General features: G+C 60.6%; 24 protein-coding genes and 2 pseudogenes. 17 read left to right on the forward strand and 9 right to left on the reverse strand.

What is annotated here, in order from left to right:
- The gene (locus tag J2X71_RS07795) at positions 1–942 is read left to right on the forward strand and encodes an ABC transporter permease (protein WP_310380797.1); all 942 of its coding nucleotides are present in this window, start codon (positions 1–3) and stop codon (positions 940–942) included.
- A 167-nt stretch (positions 943–1,109) separates the two neighbouring features.
- Here the strand turns inward: J2X71_RS07795 and J2X71_RS07800 are convergent, their stop codons facing one another.
- Genes J2X71_RS07800 through J2X71_RS07830 form a run of 7 tightly spaced genes read right to left on the reverse strand, consistent with a single transcriptional unit; the run spans position 1,110 to position 6,572 of the window.
- Entirely contained in the window at positions 1,110–1,880 is a 771-nt protein-coding gene (locus J2X71_RS07800; protein WP_310380799.1) for an SDR family oxidoreductase, read from the reverse strand.
- Positions 1,881–1,894: 14 nt separating this feature from the next.
- A complete protein-coding gene (locus tag J2X71_RS07805; protein ID WP_310380802.1) occupies positions 1,895–2,872 on the reverse strand; it encodes an NAD(P)-dependent oxidoreductase in 978 nt (325 codons plus the stop codon).
- The gene (locus tag J2X71_RS07810; RefSeq protein WP_310380805.1) at positions 2,869–3,549 is read right to left on the reverse strand and encodes an amino acid ABC transporter permease; all 681 of its coding nucleotides are present in this window, start codon (positions 3,547–3,549) and stop codon (positions 2,869–2,871) included. The genes J2X71_RS07805 and J2X71_RS07810 overlap by 4 nt, the downstream gene beginning before the upstream one ends.
- Before the next feature lie 9 nt (positions 3,550–3,558).
- On the reverse strand, positions 3,559–4,230 hold the full coding sequence (locus J2X71_RS07815; RefSeq protein WP_310380808.1) for an amino acid ABC transporter permease: 672 nt from the start codon (positions 4,228–4,230) through the stop codon (positions 3,559–3,561).
- Positions 4,231–4,284: 54 nt separating this feature from the next.
- Positions 4,285–5,148 carry an ABC transporter substrate-binding protein gene (locus tag J2X71_RS07820; RefSeq protein ID WP_310380811.1) on the reverse strand — a complete coding sequence of 288 codons (864 nt, stop codon included), beginning with the start codon at positions 5,146–5,148 and terminating at the stop codon, positions 4,285–4,287.
- A gap of 30 nt (positions 5,149–5,178) precedes the next feature.
- Positions 5,179–6,090 carry a polysaccharide deacetylase family protein gene (locus J2X71_RS07825; RefSeq protein WP_310380813.1) on the reverse strand — a complete coding sequence of 304 codons (912 nt, stop codon included), beginning with the start codon at positions 6,088–6,090 and terminating at the stop codon, positions 5,179–5,181.
- A gap of 2 nt (positions 6,091–6,092) precedes the next feature.
- Positions 6,093–6,572: an ureidoglycolate lyase gene (locus J2X71_RS07830; protein WP_113321075.1), complete on the reverse strand. Its 480-nt coding sequence runs from the start codon at positions 6,570–6,572 to the stop codon at positions 6,093–6,095.
- A 189-nt stretch (positions 6,573–6,761) separates the two neighbouring features.
- Here J2X71_RS07830 and J2X71_RS07835 point away from each other — a divergent pair, with 189 nt between their 5' ends.
- Positions 6,762–7,427: a GntR family transcriptional regulator gene (locus tag J2X71_RS07835; RefSeq protein WP_310380818.1), complete on the forward strand. Its 666-nt coding sequence runs from the start codon at positions 6,762–6,764 to the stop codon at positions 7,425–7,427.
- 264 nt (positions 7,428–7,691) lie between these two features.
- Here J2X71_RS07835 and J2X71_RS07840 read toward each other — a convergent pair whose 3' ends face one another.
- Positions 7,692–7,919, reverse strand: coding sequence for a hypothetical protein (locus tag J2X71_RS07840; protein ID WP_310380821.1), 228 nt, complete (start codon positions 7,917–7,919; stop codon positions 7,692–7,694).
- 439 nt (positions 7,920–8,358) lie between these two features.
- Here J2X71_RS07840 and J2X71_RS07845 point away from each other — a divergent pair, with 439 nt between their 5' ends.
- From J2X71_RS07845 to J2X71_RS07910, 14 genes are all read left to right on the forward strand, one after another.
- Positions 8,359–9,369 carry a GlxA family transcriptional regulator gene (locus J2X71_RS07845; protein ID WP_113321070.1) on the forward strand — a complete coding sequence of 337 codons (1,011 nt, stop codon included), beginning with the start codon at positions 8,359–8,361 and terminating at the stop codon, positions 9,367–9,369.
- Between the two features lie 184 nt (positions 9,370–9,553).
- Positions 9,554–11,233, forward strand: coding sequence for an ABC transporter substrate-binding protein (locus J2X71_RS07850; protein ID WP_310380826.1), 1,680 nt, complete (start codon positions 9,554–9,556; stop codon positions 11,231–11,233).
- Positions 11,234–11,302: 69 nt separating this feature from the next.
- A complete protein-coding gene (locus J2X71_RS07855; protein WP_310380830.1) occupies positions 11,303–12,316 on the forward strand; it encodes an ABC transporter permease in 1,014 nt (337 codons plus the stop codon).
- A 3-nt stretch (positions 12,317–12,319) separates the two neighbouring features.
- On the forward strand, positions 12,320–13,195 hold the full coding sequence (locus tag J2X71_RS07860; protein ID WP_310380833.1) for an ABC transporter permease: 876 nt from the start codon (positions 12,320–12,322) through the stop codon (positions 13,193–13,195).
- Entirely contained in the window at positions 13,192–15,282 is a 2,091-nt protein-coding gene (locus J2X71_RS07865) for a dipeptide ABC transporter ATP-binding protein (RefSeq protein WP_405049688.1), read from the forward strand. The genes J2X71_RS07860 and J2X71_RS07865 overlap by 4 nt, the downstream gene beginning before the upstream one ends.
- Positions 15,282–16,544 (forward strand): MFS transporter, encoded by a 1,263-nt coding sequence (locus tag J2X71_RS07870; protein WP_310380838.1) that lies wholly within the window; start codon positions 15,282–15,284, stop codon positions 16,542–16,544. The genes J2X71_RS07865 and J2X71_RS07870 overlap by 1 nt, the downstream gene beginning before the upstream one ends.
- Positions 16,541–17,974, forward strand: coding sequence for a dihydropyrimidinase (gene hydA, locus J2X71_RS07875; RefSeq protein ID WP_310380841.1), 1,434 nt, complete (start codon positions 16,541–16,543; stop codon positions 17,972–17,974). The genes J2X71_RS07870 and hydA overlap by 4 nt, the downstream gene beginning before the upstream one ends.
- Positions 17,971–18,732, forward strand: coding sequence for an SDR family oxidoreductase (locus J2X71_RS07880; RefSeq protein WP_310380844.1), 762 nt, complete (start codon positions 17,971–17,973; stop codon positions 18,730–18,732). Before hydA ends, J2X71_RS07880 begins: the two co-directional genes overlap by 4 nt.
- Positions 18,733–18,764: 32 nt before the next feature.
- Positions 18,765–19,802, forward strand: coding sequence for an NAD(P)-dependent oxidoreductase (locus tag J2X71_RS07885; RefSeq protein ID WP_310380847.1), 1,038 nt, complete (start codon positions 18,765–18,767; stop codon positions 19,800–19,802).
- Entirely contained in the window at positions 19,802–20,710 is a 909-nt protein-coding gene (locus J2X71_RS07890) for an allantoinase PuuE (protein ID WP_310380850.1), read from the forward strand. Before J2X71_RS07885 ends, J2X71_RS07890 begins: the two co-directional genes overlap by 1 nt.
- The gene (locus J2X71_RS07895; protein ID WP_310380853.1) at positions 20,703–22,394 is read left to right on the forward strand and encodes a thiamine pyrophosphate-requiring protein; all 1,692 of its coding nucleotides are present in this window, start codon (positions 20,703–20,705) and stop codon (positions 22,392–22,394) included. The genes J2X71_RS07890 and J2X71_RS07895 overlap by 8 nt, the downstream gene beginning before the upstream one ends.
- Before the next feature lie 16 nt (positions 22,395–22,410).
- Positions 22,411–23,745, forward strand: coding sequence for a dihydroorotase family protein (locus tag J2X71_RS07900; protein WP_310380856.1), 1,335 nt, complete (start codon positions 22,411–22,413; stop codon positions 23,743–23,745).
- 10 nt (positions 23,746–23,755) lie between these two features.
- Positions 23,756–24,529, forward strand: coding sequence for an SDR family oxidoreductase (locus J2X71_RS07905; RefSeq protein WP_310380858.1), 774 nt, complete (start codon positions 23,756–23,758; stop codon positions 24,527–24,529).
- A 45-nt stretch (positions 24,530–24,574) separates the two neighbouring features.
- Entirely contained in the window at positions 24,575–25,360 is a 786-nt protein-coding gene (locus tag J2X71_RS07910) for an SDR family oxidoreductase (RefSeq protein ID WP_310380861.1), read from the forward strand.
- Between the two features lie 156 nt (positions 25,361–25,516).
- Here the strand turns inward: J2X71_RS07910 and J2X71_RS07915 are convergent.
- Positions 25,517–25,687: pseudogene (locus J2X71_RS07915) on the reverse strand (D-amino-acid oxidase); the annotation flags it as partial.
- Positions 25,688–26,050: 363 nt separating this feature from the next.
- Between J2X71_RS07915 and J2X71_RS07920 the strand changes: the two are divergent.
- A pseudogene (locus J2X71_RS07920) lies at positions 26,051–26,509 on the forward strand (3-oxoacyl-[acyl-carrier-protein] synthase III C-terminal domain-containing protein); the annotation flags it as partial.
- Positions 26,510–26,535: the final 26 nt, after the last annotated feature.

The raw sequence follows: 26,535 nt of genomic DNA on the forward strand, positions 1-26,535 counted from the left end.
ATGGCGCAATTGAAGGCGCTCGCCGCAAAACCCTGGATCTGGTCCTTCATCGGCGCTCTCGCCGCCTGGCTCGCCACCATCGCGTTTACCGGCGGCTACGGCGCCGGCGGCATGCTGACGGCCGCCTTCTCGCTCGCCGTCTTCATGGTCATCGTCGGTACAGGGCAGATGTTCGTCATCACGCTCGGCCCCGGCAATGTCGATCTCTCGCTGCCGGCCAATATCGGGCTTGCCAGCGCCGTCGCGATGAAGACTATGGACGGGCAGGACAGCATGATCGCAATCGGCCTGCTTGCGGCGCTCGCCAGCGGTGCTGCGGTCGGCGCTGCCAATTACCTGCTGATCTGGGCGCTGCGCATTCCGCCGATCATAGCCACGCTCTCGGCAAGCTTCATCATCCAGTCTATCGACATCAGCTATGGCCGCGGCCTGCAGATCAAGCCACCGCCGGGTTTTGCGGAATTCACCAACCTGCAAATTCTCGGCGTTCCTGTACTGGCCCTTGTCACCATCCTGTTCACCTTGGGCGCCGGCATTGCGCTCCAGAGGATGATCTACGGGCGCTCGGTGCTGGCGATCGGGCAGAATATCAGCGCCGCCTGGCTTGCCGGTGTTCCTGTCGGGCGCATCCGTTTTCTCACCTATACACTCTCGGGCACGCTCGGCGGTCTGAACGGGGCGCTGCTTGCCGGCTATTTTCGCGGCGCAAATGTCGATATAGGCAATGAATATCTGCTTTCCTCGATCGCCGTCGTCGTCATTGGCGGCACCTCGGTCGCGGGCGGAAAGGCCAATATTCCCGGCATCTGGGGGGCCGCCCTTTTCCTCGTGCTTCTGCTCACCATGCTCAACACATTCGGCGTCAGCGCCGGCGTGCGCCTGCTGCTCACCGGCCTCATCATCGTCGGGGTCATCACCGCTGCTGGAGGCAAACGCTCATAAGATCGTCAGGCGCGCGCGCCCCGCGTAAGCGACCTCAAGCCCGGACGTCGAACTCGATGCGGAGGAAGCGAGGGCGATCGCAAGCACGATCGCGAAGTTTCGGCCGCGTTGCGCCGTCGGATATCGCAGAGCAGTTGGGGAAGCTGTTATCGATATGACCTCCTGTGTCAGGCAGCCATCCAGCCACCGTCAACCAAAAGGTTGTGACCGGTAATATAGGACGCTTCATCGCTCGCCAAAAACAGCGCAGCGCTTGCGACATCGGTGGGTCTACCCAGGCGCGGCATCGGCGTCCGTTTGTGCGAATATTCCAGCATCTCCGGCAGGATTGCCCGGCCCGATTTCCCGGTCAATATCTTACCCGGCGCGACAGCGTTGCAGATGATGTTGGCGGCGGCGTAATCAGCGGCAATCTGTTTCGTCATGTAGACGAGGCCGGCCTTGCTGACACCATAGGCGAAATCACCCGGCGCAGAAACCATGCCGTGCTGCGAGGAAATATTGACGATCCTGCCACGCGTTTCGGCGACGATCTCCTGCTGAAGCATGATCCGCACGGCCGCACGGCTGCAAAGAAAGGCGCCCTTCAGGTTCACGTCCATGACCCGGTCCCACTCTGTCTCCTCCGTTTCGGCGAGCGGTTTCGGCGCGTGAATGGCGGCGTTGTTGACGACGATGTCGAGCCTTCCGAAACGGGCCTGGGCTTCTGCAAAGACATGCGAGACGTCCTCGGAGCGCGCGACGTCTCCTTGGATGAAGATAGCATTCGGACCAATTGCGCTTAGCACTTCGATCACAGGCGCGCCACCTTCGACAACCGCCGTCGAAATATCGACGGCGACAACATTGGCGCCTTCCTCCATGAAGCGGACAGCAATAGCACGGCCAATACCGGAGGAAGCGCCGGTTATGATGGCGGTCTTGTTCTTCAGGCGCATGATCGCTGTCCGTCCTATGATTTTTCTGTCCGGAGGGAGGATTGCCATTTGATGTAGTCTTCAGCAGCATGCCGGCCGGCGAACCGTGGTTGGAAACCCGTATCCGACAAGAGCCGGTCGATCGAAAGAGGCGCTCGGTCCGCGGCGAGGCCGAATGTCAGGTTCGCCACTTCGCCGCCATTGGCAATGCGCCAGCCGCGCGCATCGGGAAGGCCTTGCAACGCATCGCACCATTCGGCCACGCTCGTGAGCTGCCCGCCGCCGAGATTGTAGATGGTGTGGTTCAATTCCTTCTGCCGGAGAAGGGCAGCAATGCCGGCCCCGGCATCGCGACTATAGAGCCAGTCGCCCGTCAAGGGCCGTGGCAGAACGACATTTTCTCCTTCCCGCCAGAGATCGACAACCTGGCCATGCGGGCTCAGGACAGGGCGCAGACCGGTCTTGTATTCCCACGGACCATAGACAGGGCCGAGCCGGACGATCGTCAGATCAATCCCGTAAAGATCTGCAAGTCGCATGGCTGTCGCTTCGGCGGCGAGCTTCGTAATGCCGTAGAGGCTGACCGGCGACGGCCGGGATTCATCTTCCTGATAGGTACCTCCCTCCGGCCTTGCCACTCCATAGACGGCGACGCTGCTTGCCAGGATGAGGCGTGGCCGTGGCGAAAGACCGGAAAGGGCGTGCATGAGATTGGCCGTTCCGCCGACATTGACCGCGATCACGCCGGCGGGATCGTCCATTTCTGCCTGACGATCCGGCGTAACGGCCGCCAGATGGATGACGGCCTTTACAGCCTCGGTGCCAACGAGGTGATCGATGTCGGCGGCGCTGGTAATGTCGCCGGCAACGAACTTGATATTCCCAAACACGCCGCCAAACGCTGCAGGAACCGCTTCGCGTCCAAAGAGCACGACGGCCTCATCAGCCTGTCCGAGAGCCTCGGTCACGGCCAGGCCGACGAAACCCGTGCCGCCGGTAATGACGATGCTCATCTCCGATTGCTCCCGATGATGGCGCGTCTCTCCATGCGCGATACCCAGTGGGAGAAGGGCCACAACATGACGAAGAAGATCACTGCTGCCGCGGTCAGCGGTGTCGGATTGTAGGTCTGCTCCTGCGCGACACGGGCTGAACGCAGCAATTCAGGAAGTGCCACCATCGAGGCGATCGAGGTCGTCTTGACAAGTTCCAGGGAATTGCTGGCGAGCGGGGCCAGAACCTTGCGTAGGACCTGGGGAAGGATCACGAGCATAATCGTGTGGAAACGATGGAGGCCGAGCGCTGCTGCCGCTTCGTGCTGGCCCTTGGGGATAGACTGGAGACCGGCGCGAAAGATCTCGCCGAAATAGCCGGTATTGTTGATGATCAGCGCCACGACGACGGCAGTGAAATTGCCGAGCGTCAGCCCGAAAAACGGCAGGCTGTAGAAGATCAGGATCAATAGGACGAGGACCGGAAAAGACCGCAGCAGATCGATGAACATCACAACCAGACGTTGCGCGAGCGGTCCGCCGAAGCTGTAGATCATCGCCACGCCGAGGCCCGAAAGCACTGACAGGGGCAGTGAGACAAGCGCCAGCAGGACCGTGACTTCAAGTCCCTGCAGCAGCAGCGGATAAATCAGCAGGAAGGACTGAAAACTTGCGAAATTCTGGATGAAAAGATCCACGGCCACTCCTCAATGCGCATGTGCATAGCGCTTTTCCATCACACGGCTCAGGAAAACGAGCGGGATGAAGAAAGCCAGATAGAAGGCGGCCGCCAATGTCAGCGGTGACGGGTTGGCGTAAATGGACATGGCGCTCTGGGCGCTGCCGAGCGCCTCGGGAAGGGAGACCGCTGCACCAAGCGCCGTGCCTTTTGTGATGGCGATCGAGCGGTTGGTAATCAAAGGGATGGCGAGCCGGATCGATTGCGGCAGGATGACCAAGCGGAGCGTCAGGGCACGGGAAATGCCGAGTGCAGACGCGGCCTCCCATTGGCCCTTGGAAACCGCCATGATCGTTGCCGAGAAGATTTCCGCGGAAAAGGCGGCAAGGACCGCAGCAAGCGCAAGCGCCGTCGCGAAGAATGGCGAGAAGGTCAGCCCGAGATAGGGCAGGCCGAAATAGATGAAGATGATGATGACGAGTTGCGGGAGCGTGCGAAATACCTCGACATAGGCCGTCACCAGCCCGTTGAGAGGCCGATTGTTGGCGCAACGCAGCAGCGCAAGCGCAAGCCCGGTAAGGACGCCGATGACGATCACGCAGACGGCCACTTCGACCGTTACGATGAAGCCGGCAAAAACCTCCGGCAAAGCTTGAGCGATGACCGGGGCATTGAAGTAGTTTTCGAGAATCTGGTCCATGGAACCCTCGCCGTGGAGCGCGGCGCGGCACAGCCGCGCCGGATCTGAGCAGCGTTAGTTGCAGGCGAGTTCGTGCGGCTTGTCGTCGTAGCCTTTGAAGCCCGGCGCGCCATAACCGGGAAAAACGGTCGTCAGGGCCGTGCCGTCAGCAGGCTTTTCGCCGTACCATTTCTCGTAGAGTTTCGCCATCGTGCCGTCCTGTTTCAGGCATTCGATCGCGCCTTCGACCTTGTCTCGATAGGCTTCGTCCCCGTAACGAAAAGCATAGCCGAAATTACGGCCGTTGAAATCCTTGAAGCCGACCTCGATGGCAGGATTCTTGCTGGCGGCATAGACAGTTGTCGGGATCTCGTTGAGTGCTGTGAAAGCGCGATGGGTGATAACGGCCTGCACCGAATCCGGGAAGGTCTCGTAGCGCTCCACCTCGAAGCCATATTTCTCGGCGTTCTGCGTCGCCCAGGTGTCCGAGATGGTGCCCCGGTTGACGGCTAGGACCTGACCCTTCAGCCCCTCAAGCGCGGGGAGTTTCTCGCCCTTTCTGACGAGGAAGCCGTTGCCCGTTGCGAAAAAGGGCTCGGTATAGAGCATCTTTTCGGACCGCTCCTGCGTGATGTTGAGTGGATTGACGGTGAATTCGATACGTTTGGAAAATAGTGCCGCAAACAGGCCGGAGAAGTTGATGTCCTGCACGTCGACCGAAGGCCGTCCGACCTTTTTTGCGATCGCGTTGATGAGATCGACGCCGAACCCTTCCGGGCCGCTTGCGCCGCGCACCATCCACGGCGCGACGCCGAAATCCGAGCCGACGACGAGTGGCTGGTCCTGAGCATGGTCATCTGCAAGAGCCGGTGCGCCGGAAAGCCCCAAGGCTCCAAGCGCGGCCAGAAGTGCGATTGAATTGATTGCTTTTTTTGTCATTGCATTCCCCATTTCTATTGCTGGCGTTGATTATGGTGACGGCTGATGGTGCTGATGCCAATGCCTGGCAATGTCGGCGCGGCGACACACCCAGACGCCGTCGTGGCGAGCGACATGATCGAGAAAACGCTGGAGCCCGGCTGCCCTTCCCGGATGACCGGCGATGCGCAAATGTAGACCGACCGACATCATTTTCGGGGCATGCCTGCCTTCGGCATAAAGGAAGTCGAATGCGTCGCGCAGGAACTGGAAAAAATGGTCGGCGGTGGCCATGGCGCCGCGCATGAACTTGGCGTCGTTGTTGGTCAGGCTATAGGGAACAATCAGCTGATTGCGGTCCCCGACCTTCACCCAATAGGGCAATTCCTCGTTATAGGCGTCGCTGTCGTAGGAAAATCCGCCATGTTCGACGAGCAGATTTCGCGTGTTGACGCTTGGGCCATAGCGGCAATACCACCCTTCGGGTGCGGTGCCGATCGAGGCCTCCATGCTTTGCACGGTTCTTTTGATCCGTGCACGCTCCTCGTCGACGGAAAGCCCGCGATGGTGCTCCCAGCGCCAACCATGAGCGCAGACGTCGAATCTGCTGGTCCGCAGATACGTAGAGATTTCGGGGTTTCGCTCAAGCGCCAGGGCGCATGCCATGACGGTTGCCGGAAAGGCGCGTTCCTCAAGCAATCGCGCCAGGCGCCAGAACCCGACACGGCTCCCATATTCGAACATCGATTCAGCGGCAAGATCGCGGCCGGCAAACGAGCCCGAACCGCCTTCCGTCAGCGCGGTCTCGCTTGCGGCATCTCCATCGAGGGTAGAGGGCTCCGACCCTTCTTCGACATTGATGACAATGTTCAGCGCCAAGCGCGCTCCATCCGGCCATTTCGGATCGTAGCCATTGGCGCCGTAGCCGACAAAATCCCGCGTCAGGTGGCTTTTCGGTCTCATTCTCATGCCCCCGGATTGATCACGACAGGTGTCGGCAGCTCGTAGAACTCGTCATTTGCGGCCTTTTCGGTGACCCCCATCGTGACGAAGAATTCGACGGGAGCGTCGAAAGCGGAAAGCGGTGCGTGCCAGACATTGCGCCTGTAGATCACACCCTGCCCGGGACCTGCTTCGTAGGCGTGGATCTGTTCCAGGTCGGGGCTGCCGTCCGGATTGCTCGGGCAAGTCACGACAAGAAAACGGGTGTCGCGAAGAGGCACGAAGGCCTGGTCGGAGAAGGGATGTCTCTCAAGGAATTTGACTTCTGCCGGAAGCGCTGTCGCTGCGACGACTTTCGACACCCAAAAGGCGCGACGCATGCCGTCCTGTTCGTGCGTAAAGTCGATCGAGAGCGCGCGGCGGCGCTGATCGCCCTGATGTTCAATGACATCGCCGAAATCCACGAAGTCGGCCTGTTTAAGCTGTTGAACGATCCTGCTCACGTCAACTCCATATAGATCCCACTGGGATACCAGCGGGGCACGCGGTGAAGTTAGCGACAAAAATGGGTTTGTAAAGCGCAAATCCCGCACTTGGCACGACGAACAAACCAGCGGGACCCCGCTGGGATTGCTTGGCGTCCTCTCATCGTCTAAGAGGGAGGCCGGCGGGAAAACTCTCAAGGATTGAATGTGGCGGACGAAGCAACCATCACCACGGGAAAAGATCAGACGAAAATCTCGGAGCAGGCCTATCAGTACTTAAGGAGCCTGATTCTGGCGCGCGAGCTCGGTCCCGGCGATGTGTTTACGGAACGCAAGCTTGCAGAGCAGATCAAGGCGTCGCGAACGCCGCTGCGGGCCGCCATCAACCGGCTTGTGGGCGAGGGCCTCGTGTCGCGCCTGTCGAACGGCAGCATCGTCATCCGGCAGGTGGCGGTCGAAGAGCTGATGGAGATCCTGGTGATCCGCCGTCTACTCGAGGGCGAAGCCGCCGCCCAGGCTGCCCATCGCAGTAGCCCCGGCAGCGTCGATGCCATACTGGAAAAGAGCCGGGCGATCGTCGCGGATCCGAGTCTGGAATTCGATTCTTTCTGGGAATATGACGACGACTTTCATCTGTTCATCGCCGATGCCAGCGGCAAGCCCATGCTTGCGCAGTATATCCGCAATCTGCGCGACAAGGCGCGCATGGCCCATGTCGTGCGCATGGAGAGGAATTTCGAGCAGCAAGCGCGCGAGCACATCGCCGTCCTGCAGGCGGTGGCTGACAAGAAACCGGACGAGGCGCGCCAGGCAATGGCCGACCATATAGACCGCGTTCGCGAACGCTTCATGCGTTGGCTCTTTTCGGATTGAGGCATCAATGCCGCTAGCCCTTGGTCAGCAGGCTTGAGAAATCCGAGCCTGACCCGATCGAGGTGATTGCGCGTGTTCTGTCTGGCAAGATCGGCATCGTTTGCTTGCATGGCGCCGAGGATGCAAAGCTGCTCTCAACGGGCCTGGCTAAAACGCCGAGGAAGTTTCGACCTCGCACATATGCAGCAGCGTGCGCACCATCGGCACCGCTGCTCGAGCCATCGATTGGCGCAGGATTTCGCAATCAACACATGCGGTTCGTCGTCAAGGTTCAATGAGGTCGAGACAGGCGGCCTCGCTTTCGACGTTAGGGCGAAACTGGGTCAGCTGCGCAAAATCCTTCACGCACGTTCCGTAACCGCCAGGCACCGTTCGGCGTGCGGTCTCCAGCAGCGTCCCCGAGCGCAGCTCACGAGTCTCGATCAGCGAGAGTATCTGATCGTCGCTGAGTTCCGATATCCGACTGGCCTCTGCGCCGATGCGCCTTTTCATCGTCCTCTTCCCAATTCGTGAGCGGCCCTTCGCCAATTTGCCGATTGACTCAATCAACCAGCTCTTGCTACGGTATCTTGGTGGGATACCAGCGGGATTGCATAGGGATTTCCATGCTGAATACCGACGCCGACATCGTGATCCACGATGACGAAATACGTGCGCGGATCAGCGCCGGGACACTGCACGACCAACTGGATTACCCCCCCGTAAGCGAACGGTGCTCGACGGGGCGGCCGAAGACGGCCGTCTCGCGAGGCCAATCCTGCGTCATGACGCAAGACTGCCCGCCGAGCCGGTGACGGCTACGATGTGACGGAAAACCGATTGACCATGCGATGAGACAAGATCGTCGGTATCTGCTTTTAGTTGCCCGCCAAAGCCCGCGGCTGCTGCAGACCGGCAAAAGCAGGGCAAGCGGATGTTTGGAGCTCGCCCCATGATGGAGCAGACCTATACGCTGAAGCAATTGGCACAGGGTGATCGGCCGATCCGGATCGGCTTTTTCCTGGTGCCGGACTTCCCCCTGATGACGTTCGCCGCCGCGCTCGACTCGCTGCGGCAGGGCAATCGTCTGGCCAAGCGAAAGGCCTTCGAGTGGCTCATTCTCTCGGCCGATGGCAGCCATGTGAAGTCCAGTAGCGGTTTGGGCTTCGATGCCGATACGGCAATAGGGCAGGCGCCCCGTTGCGATATCGTCATACTTTGTGCCGGGATCAATTATGCCGATGCCTATGATGCCAATGTCTTTGCGTGGTTGAGACGCATCCATTCAGAAGGATGCGTGCTGGGCGCCGTCAGTACGGCAGTGTTCTTCCTAGCAAAGGCGCGGTTGCTGGAGGGACGACGTTGTGCAGTTCATTGGGAATCGCTTGCAAGCTTTCGCAGCGAGTTTCCGAACTGCCTCGCCACGGACGACATTTTCGCGATCGACGGACGCTTCCTGACCTCTTCGGGCGGTACGGTCACGCTCGACATGATGCTCTACCTTATTTCCGCTGTGGAAGGCAGGGAGCTCGCCGCGCTCATTTCAGACCAGTTCAACCATGCGAGGATCAGGCGCCAGGATGACGTCCAGCGCATGTCGCCAGAAGATCGTTTCGGCATCAGGAATGCCAAGCTTGCATTCGTGGTGCGCCGCATGGAGGCAAGTCTCGGCGATCCCGTGGAGATTTCAGATCTCGCCGACAGCGTCGCGCTTTCGCTGCGGCAGCTCGAACGGCTGTTCCACGCCAACCTCGGAAAAAGTCCCAGTCATTTCTACATCGAACTGCGCATGGCGCGAGCAAGAGAACTGCTGGTCTACACGGAATTGGCGATCGGACAGATCGCTGAAATCTGCGGTTATCAATCGGCCTCCCATTTCGGTCGCTCGTATCGCACGCGATTTCGCGAGAGCCCTGCTGCCACCAGAAACGCCGAGAAACGACGGGGGATGTCAACCGCATGAACAATGTCGATCGACGCAGAGAAGATGTCGGATCACTGCATGTCACCGAGGTTCATCCCGTTTTAATTTTTATGAAGACGGACGGGCGACGGGCAAAAAGCCCGCGGCGACCGCGGCTTGCCGGCAAAGGTTAGCCGATCGGTCCAACCCATAAAATCGGAACAGTTAAAGCGCTAACTAGGAGATGACTACCGTGGATAAGTCTCAACATTCCTATATTCCGACCCTGGTCGAACAGATGTCGAGCGGCGCGATCGGCCGCCGCGAATTCCTTCGAAAGGCAACACTGCTCGGTGTTTCGGCGGCCGCTGCCTATTCTCTGGCCGGTGTAACGATGCCCGGCGATGTCGCCCAGGCGGACGATTTGCCGAAAGGCGGAAATCTGCGCATCGGCATGCGCTGCATGGAGATCAAGGATCCGCATCTGGCAGACTTCGCCGAGAAGTCGAACGTGATCCGTCAGGTCTGCGAATATCTCACGCTCACGGACCGCAACAATATCACCCATCCCTATCTTCTCGAGAAATGGGACGTCAGCGACGACCTGAAGACATGGACGCTGCATGTGCGCAAGGACGTCAAGTGGCGCAAGGGCAAGCCATTGACGGCAGACGACGTCGTCTGGAACCTGAAGCGCGTCTGCGATCCGGCGATCGGTTCGTCGATGCTCGGGCTTTTCACCGGCTATCTCGTCGAGGAATACGAAACCGGCGAAAAGGACGAGAAGGGCAATCCAAAGAAGTCGAGCAAGCTCTGGGCCGACAATGCCATCGAGAAGGTCGACGATCACACCGTCCGTCTCAACTGCTCCTCGCCGCAGATCGCCGTGCCCGAGCACCTCTATCACTACCCGATGTTCATCCTCGATCCGGAGGAAAACGGTGCCTTCGGGGCCGATGCAAACGGCACCGGTCCCTTTGTCATCACCGAATACGTCGTCGGCAAGGGTGCCAAGTACAAGGCCAGGACCGACTATTGGGGCACAGGCCCCTATCTCGACACGTTCGAATATGTCGACCTCGGCGACAACCCGGGCGCCGGCATCGCCGCCATGGCCTCCAAGCAGGTCGATGGCCTGTCGGAAGCCGATGCGGTCCAGATCAATGCGATGAAGAATTTCCCGCATGTCGCCGGCTACCAGGTCGAGACGACGCAAACGGTCGTTGCCCGCATGCATCCGGATATCGAGCAGTTCAAGGACAAGCGCATACGCCAGGCGATGCGCTACGCGATCGACCGTGACAAGGTCATCCAGACCGCGCTTCTCGGTGCCGGCATTCCTGCCGAGGATCATCACGTCGCGCCGTCACATCCCGAATATGCGGCCCTGCCGAAATATCCCCGAGATATCGAGAAGGCCAAGAAGCTCCTGGCTGACGCAGGCTATCCTGACGGTTTCGAATTCGACATGACCACGCGCCCCGATCCGATCTGGGAGCTCAACACGGCGCAAGTCCTTGCCGAACAATTCAAGGACATCGGTGTGAAGGTCAACATCAAGTCGCTGCCGAGTGCGCAATATTGGGAAGTCTGGACGACGTCGCCGTTCAGCCTGACGGCCTGGGGCCACCGGCCGCTGGCAATCATGACGCTGTCGCTTGCCTACCGTTCGAATGCCGCCTGGAACGAATCCAACTATTCCAATCCGGATTTCGACAAGCTGCTGACGGAAGCCGAAGGCATCCTCGATCCGAAGGAGCGCAGCAAGGTGATGGCAAAGATCGAAGCGATCATGCAGGACGACGGACCGATCGTTCAACCCTTCTGGCGTGTCTTCTCGACAGTCATGGACAAGAAGGTCAAGGGCTTCGAGCTTCATCCTTCGCAATATATCTTCGCGCATCAATACGCGATCTCGGCCTAACCTCTCGGCTGGTGCCCGGCCGCCTTTACGCGGTCGGGTGCTACGCCCCGATATTCGGGATCCCCGGCTATGGCGAATTTCCTTTGCAAGCGTCTGGTGATGATGATGGTGACGATGCTCTGTGCCTCGTTCCTCGTCTTCGCCGTCTGCGAATTCACTCCCGGCAGCGTGGCACGCAAGTCGCTCGGTCCCTTCGCCACCCAGCAGCAGGTCGACCTTTTGTCGCAGAAGCTGAAGGCCAATGATCCGCTGCTGGTGCGTTATGGCCGCTGGCTGGGCGTGCTCGTCGGCGCAATTCCCGACCCCCTCCAGGATCCGGCCACCGGACTGAATTTCAAGGATCCGCGCGGTGCCCAGTATTTTGGCAATTTCGGCTATTCGACGCTGAACAAGCTGCCCGTCAACGACGTCATCTGGGATCGCCTCGGCAATACCGCTATCCTCGCCGGCCTGGCGTTCCTCTTGATCGTGCCGCTGTCGATCATCTTCGGCATCCTGTCGGGGCTGAAGGAGGGCGGCGTGCTCGACCGGACATTGTCGGTCATCTGTATCACTTTCACTTCCATTCCGGAATTTGCGTCCGGGGTCTTCCTAGTGACGCTTTTCGTGATCCTCTGGCCGATCCTGCCAGGCACGAGCCCTCTCAACAGCGATGGCGGCTGGGCAGTGCCCTACCAGTTCGTACTGCCCGTTGCCGTGCTGGTCATCTACGACTTTGGCTATGTCGCCCGCATGATCCGCGTCTCGATGATCGGCGTGATGGAGCGGCCCTATATCCGAACGGCAATCCTCAAGGGCATGAGCACGCGCCGCATGGTCCTCGGCCACGCGCTGCGCAATGCGATGATCGCACCGTTCACCGTGCTCCTGCTGCAAATCAACTTTCTGATCAGCGGCGTCGTCGTGACCGAACTCGTCTTTGCCTATCCGGGCTTCGGCCGCCTGATCCTCGACGCAAGTCTGTTCGGCGATATCGCAACGCTTGAAGCCGCCACGCTGATCACGGTCGCCATCGCCGTCGTTACGCAGCTGCTCGGCGACCTTGGCTACATGCTGCTCGATCCACGTATCCGGGTGAGGTAAATCATGGCTGTTCAAGACAATATCGTCGGTGTCGTTGGCGTACCGTCAAAACGCGCAGCGCGACCCAACTGGATGCGCATTTTCCATTCGCGCACAGCCGTCGTCGGGCTTTGCCTGGTTCTCTTCTGGGTACTTGCCGCCCTACTCGCCCCCATCCTGCCGCTGCCATCGCCGACGGATTCCGATGTCATGGCGATGAGCAACCCCTATCCGTCCGCGGCCCACTGGCTGGGAACCGATATCCTCGGTCGCGACATGCTGTCACGGCTGATCTTCGGTGCCCGCACCGTGCTTTCCGTCGCGCCCTTGTCGGTGGCGGTTGCCATGATCGTCGGCATCACCATGGGCATGATCGCCGGCTACTACGGTGGCTGGATCGATGTGCTGATCAGCCGGTTCTCCGACATCATCCTGGCCTTTCCGGTTCTCGTCATCTACGTCATCCTGATCGCCAATATCGGACCGTCGGTCCTGAATATTGTCATCGCGACGATGATCGCCTCGGCGCCGGGCATTGGCCGTATCACGCGCGGCCTGGTCCTCGGCCTAAAGCAGCAGGAATATGTCGCCGCGGCGAAGCTGCGGGCAGAAAGCACGTTCTACATCATGATTGTCGAGCTGCTGCCGAACTGCCGCAGTCTCCTGATCGTCGATGCCTGCCTGCGCATCGGCTACACGATCATCACCATCGGCATTCTCGGTTTCCTCGGCCTCGGCCTGCCGCCACCGAACCCCGATTGGGGCGGCATGGTCAAGGAGAGCGTCACTGTCTTGAATGTCTGGCCGCACATGTCGCTGATCCCGTCCTTCGCGCTCGTCAGCCTGGTTCTCGGCTTCAATCTCCTCGCCGACGGTATGCGGGAGGCATGGAAGCCATGAACATCATCGCGTCCAATCCTCAAGGAGCGGCCATGTCCACCACGCCATCGATCGATCGTGAACCTGTTCTCGACATTGAAAACCTGCGCATCGAATTTCGCGGCAAGAACGAAACGGTCGTTGCGATCCCTGACCTCTCGTTCAAGGTCATGCCCGGCGAAAGTTACGGGCTCGTCGGGGAGTCAGGCTGCGGCAAAAGCACGACGGCCATGGCGATCATGGGCTATCTCGGCAATACCGGTGTGATCGCCGGCGGCAGCATCCGCTTCAATGGCAAGCAACTGGTCGATGCTTCGACCAGGGAGTTGCGCTCCATCCGCGGGCGGCAGATCGCCATGGTCTACCAGGATCCGATGAGTGCGCTTAATCCGGTCAAGACGATTGGCGCGCAGCTTGCCGAAGTGCCGCTGCTTCACATGGGCGCCAGCAAGAAGGACGCGATGGCGATGGCGGAGGCGATGCTTGCCGACGTTCGCCTGCCGGATGCCCGCGACATGATGCGGCGATATCCGCATCAGCTATCAGGTGGCCAGCAGCAACGTGTCGTCATCGCCATGGCATTGCTCGCCAAGCCGTCCCTGCTGCTGCTCGATGAGCCGACGACAGGCCTCGACGTGACGGTCGAGGCTGCGGTCATCGATCTGATTGCCGAATTGCGTCAACGCTATTCGACGAGCCTCTTGTTCATCTCGCACAATCTCGGTCTGATCGCGGAAAGCTGCGACCGTCTCGGCATCATGTATTCCGGCGAGATGGTCGAAGAGGGAACGACAGGTGAAGTGTTCCGCCGGCCGAAACACCCCTATACGCGTGGTCTCATCGACTGCATTCCCGATATCACGGGTGACAAGCGCAGCCGAACACTTGCCGCGATCCCAGGCTCGATCCCGCTACCGCAGGAACGGCCGCAGGGCTGCCTGTTCGGGCCACGCTGTTCAAGTTTCGTCGCAGGCCTCTGCGATCGCCCCGGGCTTGTTCTGGAGCCGGCGGGCGAGGACCATCTCGTGCGTTGTGTTCGCTGGCCGGACATTCCGGCTGCGACCGCAAGCGGGGCGCATGTCGAGGCGTATGATACCAAAAAAACGACGGCCATTTCGCTAGCCGACGTCAACCGTCTCTATCCTGTCGGCCACCAGCAGACGGTCAAGGCGAATGAAGCGGTCACATTCGAAGCGGCAACAGCCGAGATCGTCGCGCTGGTCGGTGAGTCCGGCTGCGGAAAATCGACGCTCGCGCGCATCGTGACGGGTCTCGACAAGGCGACGTCGGGAAAAATCCGCATGGCTGGCGAAAACATTGCCGAGCTGCAGGCGAGCGAGCGTCCACGCGAACTGCTGCAGCAGGTTCAGATGATCTTTCAAAATCCCGACAGTACGCTCAACCCTTCGCATTCGGCTGCCTTCTCCATTCGTCGTTCGATCAAGAAATTCGGTATCCGGAAAGGAAAGGCTGAGATCGAGCAGCGCGTCCGCGAGCTCCTGGAAATGGTGCGGTTGTCTCCAGCCGTTGCAGATCGAAAGCCGAACCAGCTTTCCGGCGGCCAGAAGCAGCGTATCGCCATCGCCCGCGCCTTTGCGGCCGAACCTTCGCTGATCGTCGCCGACGAACCGGTTTCAGCTCTCGACGTCTCGGTGCAGGCAGCGGTCGTGACGCTTCTTCTCGACATTCAGCGGGAAAAGCATGCCACGATGCTGTTCATCAGCCACGACCTGGCGCTGGTCCGCCATGTCGCCGACAAGGTCGTCGTCATGTATCTCGGCAAGATCATGGAGCAGGGAGCCGTCGAGGAAGTCTTCGGAGAAGGCGCCCATCCTTATACCGAGGCGCTGCTGTCGGCGATCCGCAGCCCGCATCCAGACGAAACGCCGCGCGAGCGTATTCGCCTGTCGGGTGAAACGCCAAGCCCTGTCAACGTACCCGCCGGTTGCCGCTTTTCGACGCGATGCCACCGCAAGCTCGGCAGCATCTGCGACACTGTACCGCCGCCGCTGCGCAAGATGACCGGCACGCACGAGATTCTCTGCCATATCGATCAGGCGGACCTCGCCGCCCGGCCATCCATTCTTGTTCCCGTCAAACAGGCATAATGATGCGCGATCCCGACAGGTTGATTGGTGATTTCTGGCGGAAAGCCGCCGGTCTGCGTGCAATCCTGCACGTGTTGGCGAGCATCTGCATCGTTGCGACTGGAAATTCTCTTCTGACGACGACGGTTTCGCTTCATCTGAGCGATCCCGCAATCGATTCGCACGTGGTCCAGTTGCTGCTGACAGCATTTCCCATAGGCTTTCTTGGCGGTTGCCTGTCGGCCCGTTTCCTTGTCGTCCGTTTTGGACATGAGCGTGCCTTCCAGATCGTCTCATTGCTCGCCGCGTTCGGCGCCGGCGGCTATATGATGACGGAATCCGCGCCGGTCTGGTTCTGCCTGCGTTTGATAAACGGCTTTTCGATCGCGACCCTCTTCGTCGTCTCCGAAAGCTGGATCAACCTTTATGCCGATCAGAAGAATCGCGGGACATATTTTTCCCTCTATATGCTGATGACCTCGCTTGCGACATTGTTTGCGCAATTGTTGATCGAGGCGGCCGGACCGAAATCTCCCCATCTCTTTCAGCTTGTGCTCGGGGTCATCCTGTCCGGGTTGGCTTATGCCCGCTTTGTCGGTGGCCCCTGGCCGGCCTTGCGATTGCCGCTGCCAGTCACGGTCGATGCCGGCAACGTCCACTCCGGGAGCCGGTTTGGCATCTGGCGGCTCGCTGCTCTCGCGCCAGTCACTGTCGTCTGCGTCTTTCAGTCCGGCATGACCAACATGAACGTCTATACGATGACGCCGATCTATGCGGAGCGGGTGAACCTCGACGCAGCCGTTGCGGTGACGCTGGTGACGGCTTTCAGCCTGGGCGGGATGCTCGCCCAGGCGCCGATCGGATGGTTGTCGGATCGCATGGACCGGCGCGTTCTGTTGCTCCTGCAGGGAGTGGCGGCAGCGGGTCTATGTGCTGCAATCGCCTGGCCCGGAATGCGGCCGCAGGCGCTGCTCTACGGCCTGTTCTTTGTCTATGGCGCAGTCGCGCTGACGATCTACCCGGTCGCAATCGCCTATGCCAACGCGCAGCTCGATAGCCGGCACATGGTTTCCGCGTCAGGCAGCCTGTTGCTCCTCTATTCGATCGGCAACATCATGACGCCGGGGCTTGCCGCGCAATTGATGGAACAATTCGCACCGCAGGCTCTCTTCCTTCTCCTCGGCGGCGGAGCCTTTCTGGTTGCTGCCGCCGCCTGCTTCAATTTTGTCCGCCGTCCGATCGGCGCGGCCAAGCCTTGCCTCGTTTCGGGAGGATGCGAATGACATGCGCCAAGCCTTATGACCTTGTGATCCGTGGTGGCCGTGTGGTGCTTCCGGACGCGACCAGGCAGATCGATATCGGCATTCGCGATGGCGTGATTGCCGCGCTGGAGCCGGATCTGCCCGAGGGAAGAAATGAAGTCGCAGCAGAAGGTCGTCTGGTCTTGCCAGGTGGGGTCGACAGCCATTGCCACATGGATCAGCAGCCATGGGAAGGCAAAACGACGGCCGACGATTTCAACACCGGTACGCTGTCTGCAATGTGCGGTGGGACGACCACCGTCGTGCCTTTTGCCATGCAGATGCGCGGCCAGTCGTTGCGCGAGATCGTCGAGGATTATCACGAGCGGGCCCGTCCAAAGGCACGGATCGACTATGGCTTTCACCTGATCGTCGGTGATCCCTCAGCCGAAGTATTGCGCGACGAAATTCCCGGCCTGATCGCCGAAGGCTGTACGTCGATCAAGATTTACCTCACCTATGACGGGCTGAAACTCGATGACTACGAGGTGTTGAACGTCCTCGACCTTGCCCGTGCGCAGGGTGCGATGGTCATGGTCCATGCCGAAAATGATGCCTGCATTCGCTGGCTGACCGAAAAGTTCATCGCTGCGCGCAAGACCGACCTGCGCTATCACGAGAAGGCCCATTCGGCGATCGGCGACCGTGAAGCAACCTTTAGGGCGATCAGCCTTTCGGAACTGATCGAGACCCCGATCCTCGTCAGCCATGTTGCCGCCGGCGGGGCCGTCGAGGAGATTCGCCGCGCCAAGGCGAGAGGGCTTCCGATCTATGCCGAGACCTGCCCGCAATATCTCTTCCTCTCGGCCGATGACATCGATACGCACGACCTGTCCGGCTCCAAATGCGTCTGCACGCCGCCGCCGCGCGACAAGTCCAACCAGCCGGCAATCTGGGGCGGCATCCTGGATGGAACGCTTGAGGTCTTCACGTCCGATCACTCGCCCTGGCACTATGCCGACAAGATCGCGGGTGGGCCGGGAACCCCGTTCCATCGCATTCCCAACGGCATTCCCGGTATCGAAACGCGGCTCGCTTTGCTGTTTTCCGCTGGTGTGAACGGTGGCCTGATCTCGCTGCAGAAATTCGCGGATCTGACCGCCGGCGCCCCGGCGCGGCTCTTTGGTCTCCATCCCCGCAAGGGACGGATTGCAGTTGGTGCCGACGCCGATATCGCGATTTGGGATCCGGATCGCAGCGTCACGATCACCAATTCGCTGCTGCATCATGCGACGGACTACACGCCCTATGAAGGCCAGGTCGTGAAGGGCTGGCCCATCATGACGATCTCACGGGGCGACATCGTCTGGGACGACGGAAAGATCATGGCCGAGCCGGGACGGGGCCAGTTCGTCGCCCGTCACCGGCCGTTCCCACCGCAGCAAGGTCTTTCGAAGGTGCTTGCATCATGACGGCGGCGATGTCACGCCTTGATGGCAAGGTAATCTTTCTGACCGGTGCTGCGAGCGGTATCGGCGTGGCGATTGCGCGCCGCTGCATCGATGAAAACGCCTCGGTGATCTGTGCGGATCAATCGCTCGATAGCGTCACTGCGCTCGCCCAGTCCCTTGGCCCTCAGGCTTTCGCCATCCAGTGCGACGTGACGGACGATGCGTCAGTCAGTCGCGCGGTGGATAGTGGTGTGAAACGGTTCGGACGCCTGGACGGGCTCGTGCACAACGCCGCAGCACCTTCGATGGATGGCACGGTCGTCGATCTTGACGAACAGCAATGGCGCCTCGAGATCGACGTCATCCTGACGGGCGCCTTCCTGGCCAGCAAGCATGCGCTTGCGGCAATGATTGCAGGCGGCGGCGGATCGGTCGTCTTCATCGCATCGCAGTTTGCGCATGTGGCGACCGGCAGGGCTGTCGCCTACTGCGCAGCAAAGGCCGGTCTCGTGCATCTCGCCAAGGCCATGGCCACCGATCATGCGATCCATGGCATCCGCGTCAACAGCCTGTCGCCGGGCGCTGTTGCCACGCCAAGGCTGCTGCAGCGTTGGCCGGATCTTGAGGCGGCCAATGCCGGACTCGGACCTGCGCATCTGCTCGGTCGTATCGCAAAGCCCGATGAAATTGCCGCTGCCGCCGCCTTCCTGCTGTCGTCGGACGCTTCCTTCGTCACCGGAACCGACCTCCTGGCCGATGGCGGCTATGCCACGCGCTGATGCATGTCGCGAAATCTTTGGATGGATTTGAAATGACCCTTCTTGTCACTGGTGGAACCGGCTTTGTCATGAGCGTCCTTGCCCGGACGTGGCTCGATCGTGATGCCGAGGCGCGTGTCGTCATTCTTGACCGCGCCGGCCTGGATGACATGGCTGAGCGCTATTTTGCACCGGTCCGCGATCGGCTCACTGTTATCACGGCTGACATCTGTGATCCCGGCCAGTGGGAGGCAGCGCTCGACAGTCACGATATCCGCTACGTGGTCCATGGCGCGACTGTCACTCCAATCTCGCGTGGCAGTGCCGCCGAAGCAAAGCGCCAGCCCGAAGCTGACGATCCCGCCAGGATCGTCGATGTCAATTTCATGGGCACCGTGCACATTCTCGAATGGTTGAGGGAACGCCCCGGCATTCAACGCGTCGTCTTCGTCAGTTCGGGCTCCGTCTACCGTCACCACGGGCCGGATTGGACGGGTGAGCCGCTTCCTGAAGATGGCTATGTCGCGCCGCTGACGCTTTACGGGATCTCCAAATTTGCAGCCGAGATGGTCGTCAACCGCTACGCAGATCTGTTCGATCTGTCGGCCGCCTCCGTTCGGCTTGCGTCGGTTTATGGGCCGATGGACCGGGTCACCGGCAGCCGCAATTTCCGGCACGTGCCGAACCGGGTCGCCCACATGGCGCTTGCTGGCGAGACCATCCGGCCAAACAGCCTGGAGCCCGTCGGCGATTACATCACCTCGACCGATGTCGCCGATGCGATCATCGCGCTGATCCTCGCAGAACGCCTGCGTTACCGGCACTACAATATCGGCAGCGGCGAGACCTCGACGATCGGCGACATCATCGCCTGGGCGAAGGAGCGGGCTCCGGACCTGCAGGTCGATTTGAGCCGGGGGGAAACTGCCAACATCATTCAGGACGTCTCACTCAAAGACGGCATGTGGGGAGCCTACGACATTGCCCGCATCGCGCGCGACACCGGCTGGCAGCCGCGCGGCGCAAGGCAATCGTTCCACGATTACATGGACTGGATTATCGACAACGAAAATCAGAGCGAGGGAAAGTGATGAGCGCCATGGCAAAAGATCAATCGCGCGACTTTGTCGGTTACGGCCCGAAGCCTCCTGTCATGACTTGGCCAGGTGGGGTCAAGCTCGCGATCAACCTTGTCCTGAACTACGAGGAGGGCGCCGAATATTCCTGGCTCGAGGACGGGCGAAACGACAATTGGGGTGAATACAATATCCCAAACAGCCCGCCGCTGCGCGACCTCGGCACCGAAACGCATTTTGAATATGGCAGTCGCGCCGGCGTCTGGCGCCTAGCACGCCTGTTCGACCGCTACGATATTCCGGTAACCGTCTCGGCCTGCGCCGTTGCGCTCGAGAAAAACCCTGCCGTCATTGATTGGATGAATGCCCGCGGCCATGACCTGCTCGGCCACGGCTTGCGCTGGAGTGAATATTCCATCATGCCGCGCGATGAGGAGGAGCAACAGCTTCACGAAGCCATCGCCCGTTATCAAAAATTGACCGGCAAGCGGCCGATGGGCTGGAACTGCCGATCCTTTCCAAGCGTCAACACCCGCGATCTGATCGTCAGGGAAGGTGGCTTTCTCTATTATTCCGATCCCTGCAACGACGATCTTCCCTATTTTCTCGATCACGAAGGCACGCGCCTTCTCGTCGTTCCCTATTCGAAGACACTGAACGACAGCCGTTATCTGATTGCGCCCGGCTACAGCAATCCGCGCGATTTTGCCGAGGATTGCCGTTCTGCCATCGACTACATGATTGGCGAAGCCGACGAGATCGGGGGGCGCATGCTGACGATCGGCGTGCATGCGCGCTGGATGGGCCAGCCCAATCGGACGTCGGGCCTTCGGGACGTGATCGAACACGTCAAGAAGACCCCGGGCGCTGCCTTCATGCGACGCGAAGACATCGCTCGCTACTGGATGGATCATCATGGCTGACGGTGCGCATGCGATGCCGGGTGACCATCGTCAAGCAGAGGCGGGAACGATAAGCGGCGCCGAATATGTCGCCGGTGTCTTGAAGCAGGAAGGCGTCAAGCAGATCATCGGCTTTCCGGCAAGTGAGCTTTTTGATGCGTCTGCCGCGCTCGATATTCCGCCGCTGATCGCACGTACGCAGCGGGTCGCCGTCAACATTGCCGAAGGTTACGCCCGGGCGACGGCCGGCAGGGAGCTCGCCGTCGTCACCGTCCAGTATGGTCCGGGAGCCGAAAGCGCTTTTGCCGGTATCGCTCAGGCCTTCAATGATCGTGTGCCGATGCTGTTCCTGCCGACCGGTTACCCGCGCGGATCGGAAGCGGTCGCCCCGAATTTCGAATCCCGTCGCAACTTCCGCCACATCACCAAATGGTGCGAAGCGGCAACGCAGGTCGCCGACCTGCCGAAGCTGATGCATGCGGCAATTTCACGTGTCAGAAACGGGCCGCCGGCGCCCGTTCTGCTGGAACTGCCGGTCGACTTGTTGGCCGAAACGCTCGACGCCCGTCCGGCCGATCATCGCCGCCCGCGCCGCAGCGTGCCGCAGGCCGATGACGGTGAGGTGGCCAATCTGGTTGAAACCCTGATTGCGGCCAAGAGCCCGGTGATCCTGGCAGGCCAGGGAGTTCTCGCCGCATCGGCCACGCAGGACCTGGTCGAGCTGGCCGAGCTGTTGAATGTTCCCGTCATGACGACACCGAACGGCAAGAGCGCCTTTCCCGAAGACCATCCACTTGCGCTTGGGACTGCTGGCCGGGCGCGACCGGCGACAGTCGACCATTTTCTCGAAAGGGCCGATGTTGTGTTTGCCGTCGGCAGCAGCCTGACGCGCTCCTATTACATCCTGCCGGTCCCGGACGACAAAACCATCCTGCAGGTGACGCTCGATGAAGCCGATCTCGGCAAGGACTATGCGATCGCTCAAGGGGTGATCGGTGATGCCGCCTCCGTCCTCAGGCAGATGATTACGCTTATCCGCCGGGAATTTCTGCCACTTGGCGACCGGCCGCAGCCGGCCGCAGAAATCGCCGTCATTCGTGCGGCCTTCTTGGAAAAGTGGATGCCGCTGCTGACATCGGACAGCACACCGATCTCGCCCTACCGTGTCGTCTGGGAGATCATGCAGGCGATCGATCCGAAGACCTCGATCGTGACGCATGATGCCGGTAATCCGCGTGACCAGTTCTGCCCGTTCTATATGGCAAACACGCCCGGCGGCTACATCGGCTGGGGCAAGACCACCCAGCTCGGCAGCGGCCTCGGCTTTGCGATGGGGGCCAAGCTTGCTCGTCCCGATGCGACGGTCGTCAATCTGATGGGAGAGTCCGCCTTCGGAATGGTCGGCATCGACTTCGAAACCGCCGTGCGGTGCAATCTGCCAGTCCTGACAGTCGTGCTGCGCAACAACGTGCTCGGCGGCTACGCAAAAAGCATGCCGATTGCCACCACGAAATATGGCGCGAACCGGGTGACGGGCAACTACGCTCCGATCGCTGAAGCCCTCGGCGGCTACAGCGAATGTGTGATCGAACCGGAGAACCTGCGTCCCGCATTGTTGCGCGCCCTGGACAGGGTCATAGCCGGCCAGGCCGCGCTGATCGAGGTTGTCACGCACGAAGAACCGCGGCTCGCAGGTCTGTGGTAGAAAAGCGGAGGCGGACGTGTTCGATACGATGATCCTTGGCGGCACGGTCGTCAATGCAAACGGTCAAGGCCGTGCGGATGTCGGCATTCTCGATGGACAGATAGCGGCTCTGCTTGCGCCTGGCGAGACCGCGATGGCACGCAGTTTCGTCGATGCGGGCGGCAAGCAGTTATTGCCGGGGCTCGTCGATGCGCACGCGCATCTGCGAGAGCCCGGACTGACGCACAAGGAAAACTTTGAGAGTGGCACGCATGCCGGCGCTCTCGGCGGCGTGACAACGATCCTCGATATGCCGACGGACGATCCCTGGACGGCTTCGGCGCAGCAATTGTCCGACAAGATGGCGAGCGCAGCGGGACGACTGAATGTCGATGTTGGTTTCCAGGCCGCGGTTTCGAAGAGCTGCGACAGCCTGGATGACCTGCTTGCCTTGTCGCCGGTTTCGCTTGAACTGTTCACTGCGGATGTGCCTGCCGACTATCGGTTCGACAGTCTGGACGCGGTCACGCAGATGCTGCGCCGGTTGAAGGACACCGGCACGGTGATCGGTGTTTCCCCCGGCGACCAGTCGATCCTCGAGGGAACCAGTTCACGCGACCGCAGCGGCGGCATTTCGGCGTTTCTTGCCAGCAGGCCGCCGCTCGCCGAAGCCGGCGGTATCGCGCGCGCGGTTCTTGCCGCGGCCGAGAGCGGTGCGCGAGTGCATATTCGCCAGGTCAATTCGAAGCTCGGCGTCGAAACCTGGCGCCGCCTTCAGGACATGGCTGATGTCACCGTCGAAACGACGCCGCAGAACCTGTTCTTCACATCCGACGACTACGAGACGGACGGTGCCAAGCTGAAGGGATCACCGCCGTTTCGCGCGCATGACGATGTTGCTGCCCTGCGCCATGCGGTCTCGGAGGGCCTGATCACGATCATGGCGACCGATCACGCACCGCACAGCCCGGCCGAGAAGTCGGCGGCCTATGAATCCTTTGCCGACATTCCCGGCGGCATGCCCGGACTTCAGACATTGCTTTCGGTGATGCTGGGCCTTGTGGCAGAAAAGGTCATAGGGCTTTCGGATCTGGTGCGGATCTGTGCGTACAATCCCGCCCACCGCTTCGGGCTTGGATGTTCGAAAGGGTCGATCGCCGTCGGTCGTGATGCCGACATGCTGATTGTCGATATGGGCAAATCAGCTGTCATCACCAATGCCGAACAGGCTTCCCACGCCGCTTACACACCATTTCATGGCAAGCGTGCGGCCGGCCGGTTGACCGATGTCTTCCTCCGCGGCGAACGCATCGTCAAAGACGGAACGCTCATCATCCCCAATCGCGGCCAGGTCGTCCGCAGGGCCGACTAAAGGAACTCCCATGCCTATGCTCGAGAAGAAAATTGCCATTGTCACCGGGGCGAGTTCCGGTCTCGGTCGCGCGATCGCGCTTCGCTACGCCCAAGAGGGCGCGACCGTCGTGATTGGCGACGTCTCCGAGGATCCGATCGAGGGAGGTGAAACGACCCTGTCCCGCATCCTAGCGGAAGGCGGAAAGGGCATGTTCTTAAAAACCGACATCTCCAGATGGGATGATGTCGACGCGCTGGTTTCACAGACGGTGAAAGGGTTTGGTCGGCTCGACATCATGGTCAACAATGCCGCGATCTACACTTCGACCGATCTCCTGGAAACGTCGCCGCAACAATGGGATCGGCTGATCGCCGTCAATGTCACGGGCTTCTTTTATTGCTGCAAGCGGGCAGCGCAGCAATTCCTACTGCAGGAGCCGGTCGGCGACACGCGCGGCCGCATCATCAACATTTCGTCGCAGCACGGCATGGTCGCCTGCCCAGGCGATTTCCCCTACGGGGTCAGCAAGGGTGCGATCGTCCAGATGACCCGGCAAATTGCAGTCGACCAAGCCGCGGCGGGAATCGTTTGCAATGCGATCGCCCCCGGCAAGATCATCACCGGTAAGCCGGGTGTCGCCAACGATCCCGACGCTCTCGACTATTCACGCCGTCGCACGCCCTGGGCGCGGCTCGGCGAGCCGCGCGATGTCGCGAATGCCGCACTCTTCCTCGCCAGCGACATGGCGAGCTACATGACCGGCGTCAACCTGATGGTCGACGGCGGCTGGATGGCGGGCTGATCATGACGTCGCACAAATTCAACAATAACGGAAAGGAAACAGACCATGGATCTCGGATTGAAAGGCAAGACGGCCCTCGTATTGGGCGCCGGTGGCGGACTTGGCGGAGCAATCGCCAAGACGCTAGCTGGGGAGGGCGCGAATGTCGCCGTTGCCGATATCAACAGGGAGGCGGCCGACAAGACCGTCGCAACAATCGCGACGGCCGGCGGATCGGCGATGGCGTTTCACTGGGATCTTGCCGATCTCGGTGTGATTGAGCCCAATCTCGGTGCAATAGACCGACGGTTCGGTCCGGTAGACGTTCTCGTCAATATCACCGGCGGCCCGCCGCCGACGCTCGTTTCCGGTCAGAACGCCGAAAGCTGGCGTAAGTATTTCGATAGCATGGTTCTCTCGGTCATCGCCGTCAGCGATGCCGTGCTTCCCAAGATGCGTGAAAGGAAGTGGGGCCGCATCATCACCTCGACATCGTCGGGTGTCGTCGCGCCCATTCCCAATCTTGGCCTCTCGAATGCCCTGCGCATGTCGCTGCTTGGCTGGTCCAAGACTTTGGCGGGTGAGGTCGGTCGCGATGGCGTGACCGTCAATGTCGTCCTGCCGGGACGTATCGCTACGCAGCGCATCACTTTCCTCGATGAGCAAAAGGCCAAGCGTGAAGGCAGACCCGTGGAGGAGGTCTCGGCCGCAAGCACCGCTTCGATCCCTGTCGGCCGCTATGGAGACCCTCAGGAATATGCTGACGTGGTGGCTTTCGTTGCTAGCATACGTTCCTCCTATCTGACCGGCTCTGTCATCAGGGTCGATGGCGGTCTGATCGCAAGCGTGTGAGAGGGCGGCCATGCCGATCGATTGGGAAACTGCCTCGGAGAAGCTAACCCGAGGGCGTCAGGCCCATGGGGTAGGGTATCATGCCTCTTCCTGCCCTCAAGGCGAGGGACAGCGATCAGCAAAACAGCTCCAGACAGTCATCCGGCTTGGCCGCGCCTAAAAATCGGTGACTTTGCCCCAGACCGATCTCAGGAACCGCTCGGGATGATAGGGCCTGGGATCGACGATTGGCATGTTGCCGCTGACGATATCGGCGATGAGATGGCCGGCGGCGGGACCGATGCCGAAGCCATGACCGCTGAAGCCGGCGGCCATCATCTGTTCAGGACAAACGCGAGGGACGGCCGGACCAATCTCACCTGCGCTTCAAGCCAAGGGGAGCACGACCCGGAGCGTCCGCCAATCATCCAGCAATCAGTGCAAATTGAACATACAAGGGGAGGGATGGCCGGCCGTTGGTTGCGAGTGTGGCAACCGTGGGAGCCCGGTCCGAAAGCGGAACACGAGGTCGTGGGGCAGTCCTTCCCGCTTCTGCTGCGCACCGCTGACGCGGAAGCTCCAGCGGCTGCGTTTTCTCACGCCCTCGTGCGACGCGAATTCCCGCTTTCCCGCCCCCTAAGGTAGCCATGCATCAGGAAGATCTCACGAGGTTGAAAGCTCCGCAATCTGCCATGAACGAACGGGCGAAGCGGCCTCCTCTCCGCCGATCTCGTATCGGATGGCAGCGGCTATGGCCTGATCAACATCCCGGCCGGCGGCAGCAACCAGCCGTTCTCTCCCGAAATCAGTGCCGAAGATTTCCTGACGACGATGCAGAACGGCCGCGAGGTCTTCTCGCGCGCCGTCGCCTTGATGACCGAAACCTCGAAGCGGGCGCTGTAGCAGGCAGGAATTGTCGCGGCCAATATCGACCGGTTCGTTCCGCATCAGGCCAACGCGCGCATGTTCGACGCCGTCTCCGGCAACCTCGGCATCGCGCCCGAAAAGACGATCCGCGCGATCGAGAGCTTCGGCAATTCGTCGGCCGCGACTATCCCGCTTTCCCTCTCCATCGGCCATGTCGAGCGACGGTTTGTGGGAGGAGAAAAGCTGCTGCTCACCGCCGCCGGCGCCGGCCTGATGGGTGGTGCCGTGGTTTTTGGCATGTGACCAAACGATAATTCTGGAAGGAACAC

Origin of the sequence: Rhizobium sp. 1399, from assembly GCF_031455475.1 — a bacterium.
Taxonomy (GTDB): domain Bacteria; phylum Pseudomonadota; class Alphaproteobacteria; order Rhizobiales; family Rhizobiaceae; genus Rhizobium.

Excerpts from the sequence above, each read along its gene's own strand:
- J2X71_RS07795 (WP_310380797.1), top strand. The coding sequence starts at position 1 with ATGGCGCAATTGAAGGCGCTCGCCGCAAAACCCTGGATCTGGTCCTTC.
- J2X71_RS07800 (WP_310380799.1), bottom strand. The coding sequence starts at position 1,880 with ATGCGCCTGAAGAACAAGACCGCCATCATAACCGGCGCTTCCTCCGGT.
- J2X71_RS07805 (WP_310380802.1), bottom strand. The coding sequence starts at position 2,872 with ATGAGCATCGTCATTACCGGCGGCACGGGTTTCGTCGGCCTGGCCGTG.
- J2X71_RS07815 (WP_310380808.1), bottom strand. The coding sequence starts at position 4,230 with ATGGACCAGATTCTCGAAAACTACTTCAATGCCCCGGTCATCGCTCAA.
- J2X71_RS07820 (WP_310380811.1), bottom strand. The coding sequence starts at position 5,148 with ATGACAAAAAAAGCAATCAATTCAATCGCACTTCTGGCCGCGCTTGGA.
- J2X71_RS07825 (WP_310380813.1), bottom strand. The coding sequence starts at position 6,090 with ATGAGACCGAAAAGCCACCTGACGCGGGATTTTGTCGGCTACGGCGCC.
- J2X71_RS07840 (WP_310380821.1), bottom strand. The coding sequence starts at position 7,919 with ATGAAAAGGCGCATCGGCGCAGAGGCCAGTCGGATATCGGAACTCAGC.
- J2X71_RS07845 (WP_113321070.1), top strand. The coding sequence starts at position 8,359 with ATGATGGAGCAGACCTATACGCTGAAGCAATTGGCACAGGGTGATCGG.
- J2X71_RS07850 (WP_310380826.1), top strand. The coding sequence starts at position 9,554 with ATGACTACCGTGGATAAGTCTCAACATTCCTATATTCCGACCCTGGTC.
- J2X71_RS07855 (WP_310380830.1), top strand. The coding sequence starts at position 11,303 with ATGGCGAATTTCCTTTGCAAGCGTCTGGTGATGATGATGGTGACGATG.
- J2X71_RS07860 (WP_310380833.1), top strand. The coding sequence starts at position 12,320 with ATGGCTGTTCAAGACAATATCGTCGGTGTCGTTGGCGTACCGTCAAAA.
- J2X71_RS07865 (WP_405049688.1), top strand. The coding sequence starts at position 13,192 with ATGAACATCATCGCGTCCAATCCTCAAGGAGCGGCCATGTCCACCACG.
- J2X71_RS07870 (WP_310380838.1), top strand. The coding sequence starts at position 15,282 with ATGATGCGCGATCCCGACAGGTTGATTGGTGATTTCTGGCGGAAAGCC.
- hydA (WP_310380841.1), top strand. The coding sequence starts at position 16,541 with ATGACATGCGCCAAGCCTTATGACCTTGTGATCCGTGGTGGCCGTGTG.
- J2X71_RS07880 (WP_310380844.1), top strand. The coding sequence starts at position 17,971 with ATGACGGCGGCGATGTCACGCCTTGATGGCAAGGTAATCTTTCTGACC.
- J2X71_RS07885 (WP_310380847.1), top strand. The coding sequence starts at position 18,765 with ATGACCCTTCTTGTCACTGGTGGAACCGGCTTTGTCATGAGCGTCCTT.
- J2X71_RS07890 (WP_310380850.1), top strand. The coding sequence starts at position 19,802 with ATGAGCGCCATGGCAAAAGATCAATCGCGCGACTTTGTCGGTTACGGC.
- J2X71_RS07895 (WP_310380853.1), top strand. The coding sequence starts at position 20,703 with ATGGCTGACGGTGCGCATGCGATGCCGGGTGACCATCGTCAAGCAGAG.
- J2X71_RS07905 (WP_310380858.1), top strand. The coding sequence starts at position 23,756 with ATGCCTATGCTCGAGAAGAAAATTGCCATTGTCACCGGGGCGAGTTCC.
- J2X71_RS07910 (WP_310380861.1), top strand. The coding sequence starts at position 24,575 with ATGGATCTCGGATTGAAAGGCAAGACGGCCCTCGTATTGGGCGCCGGT.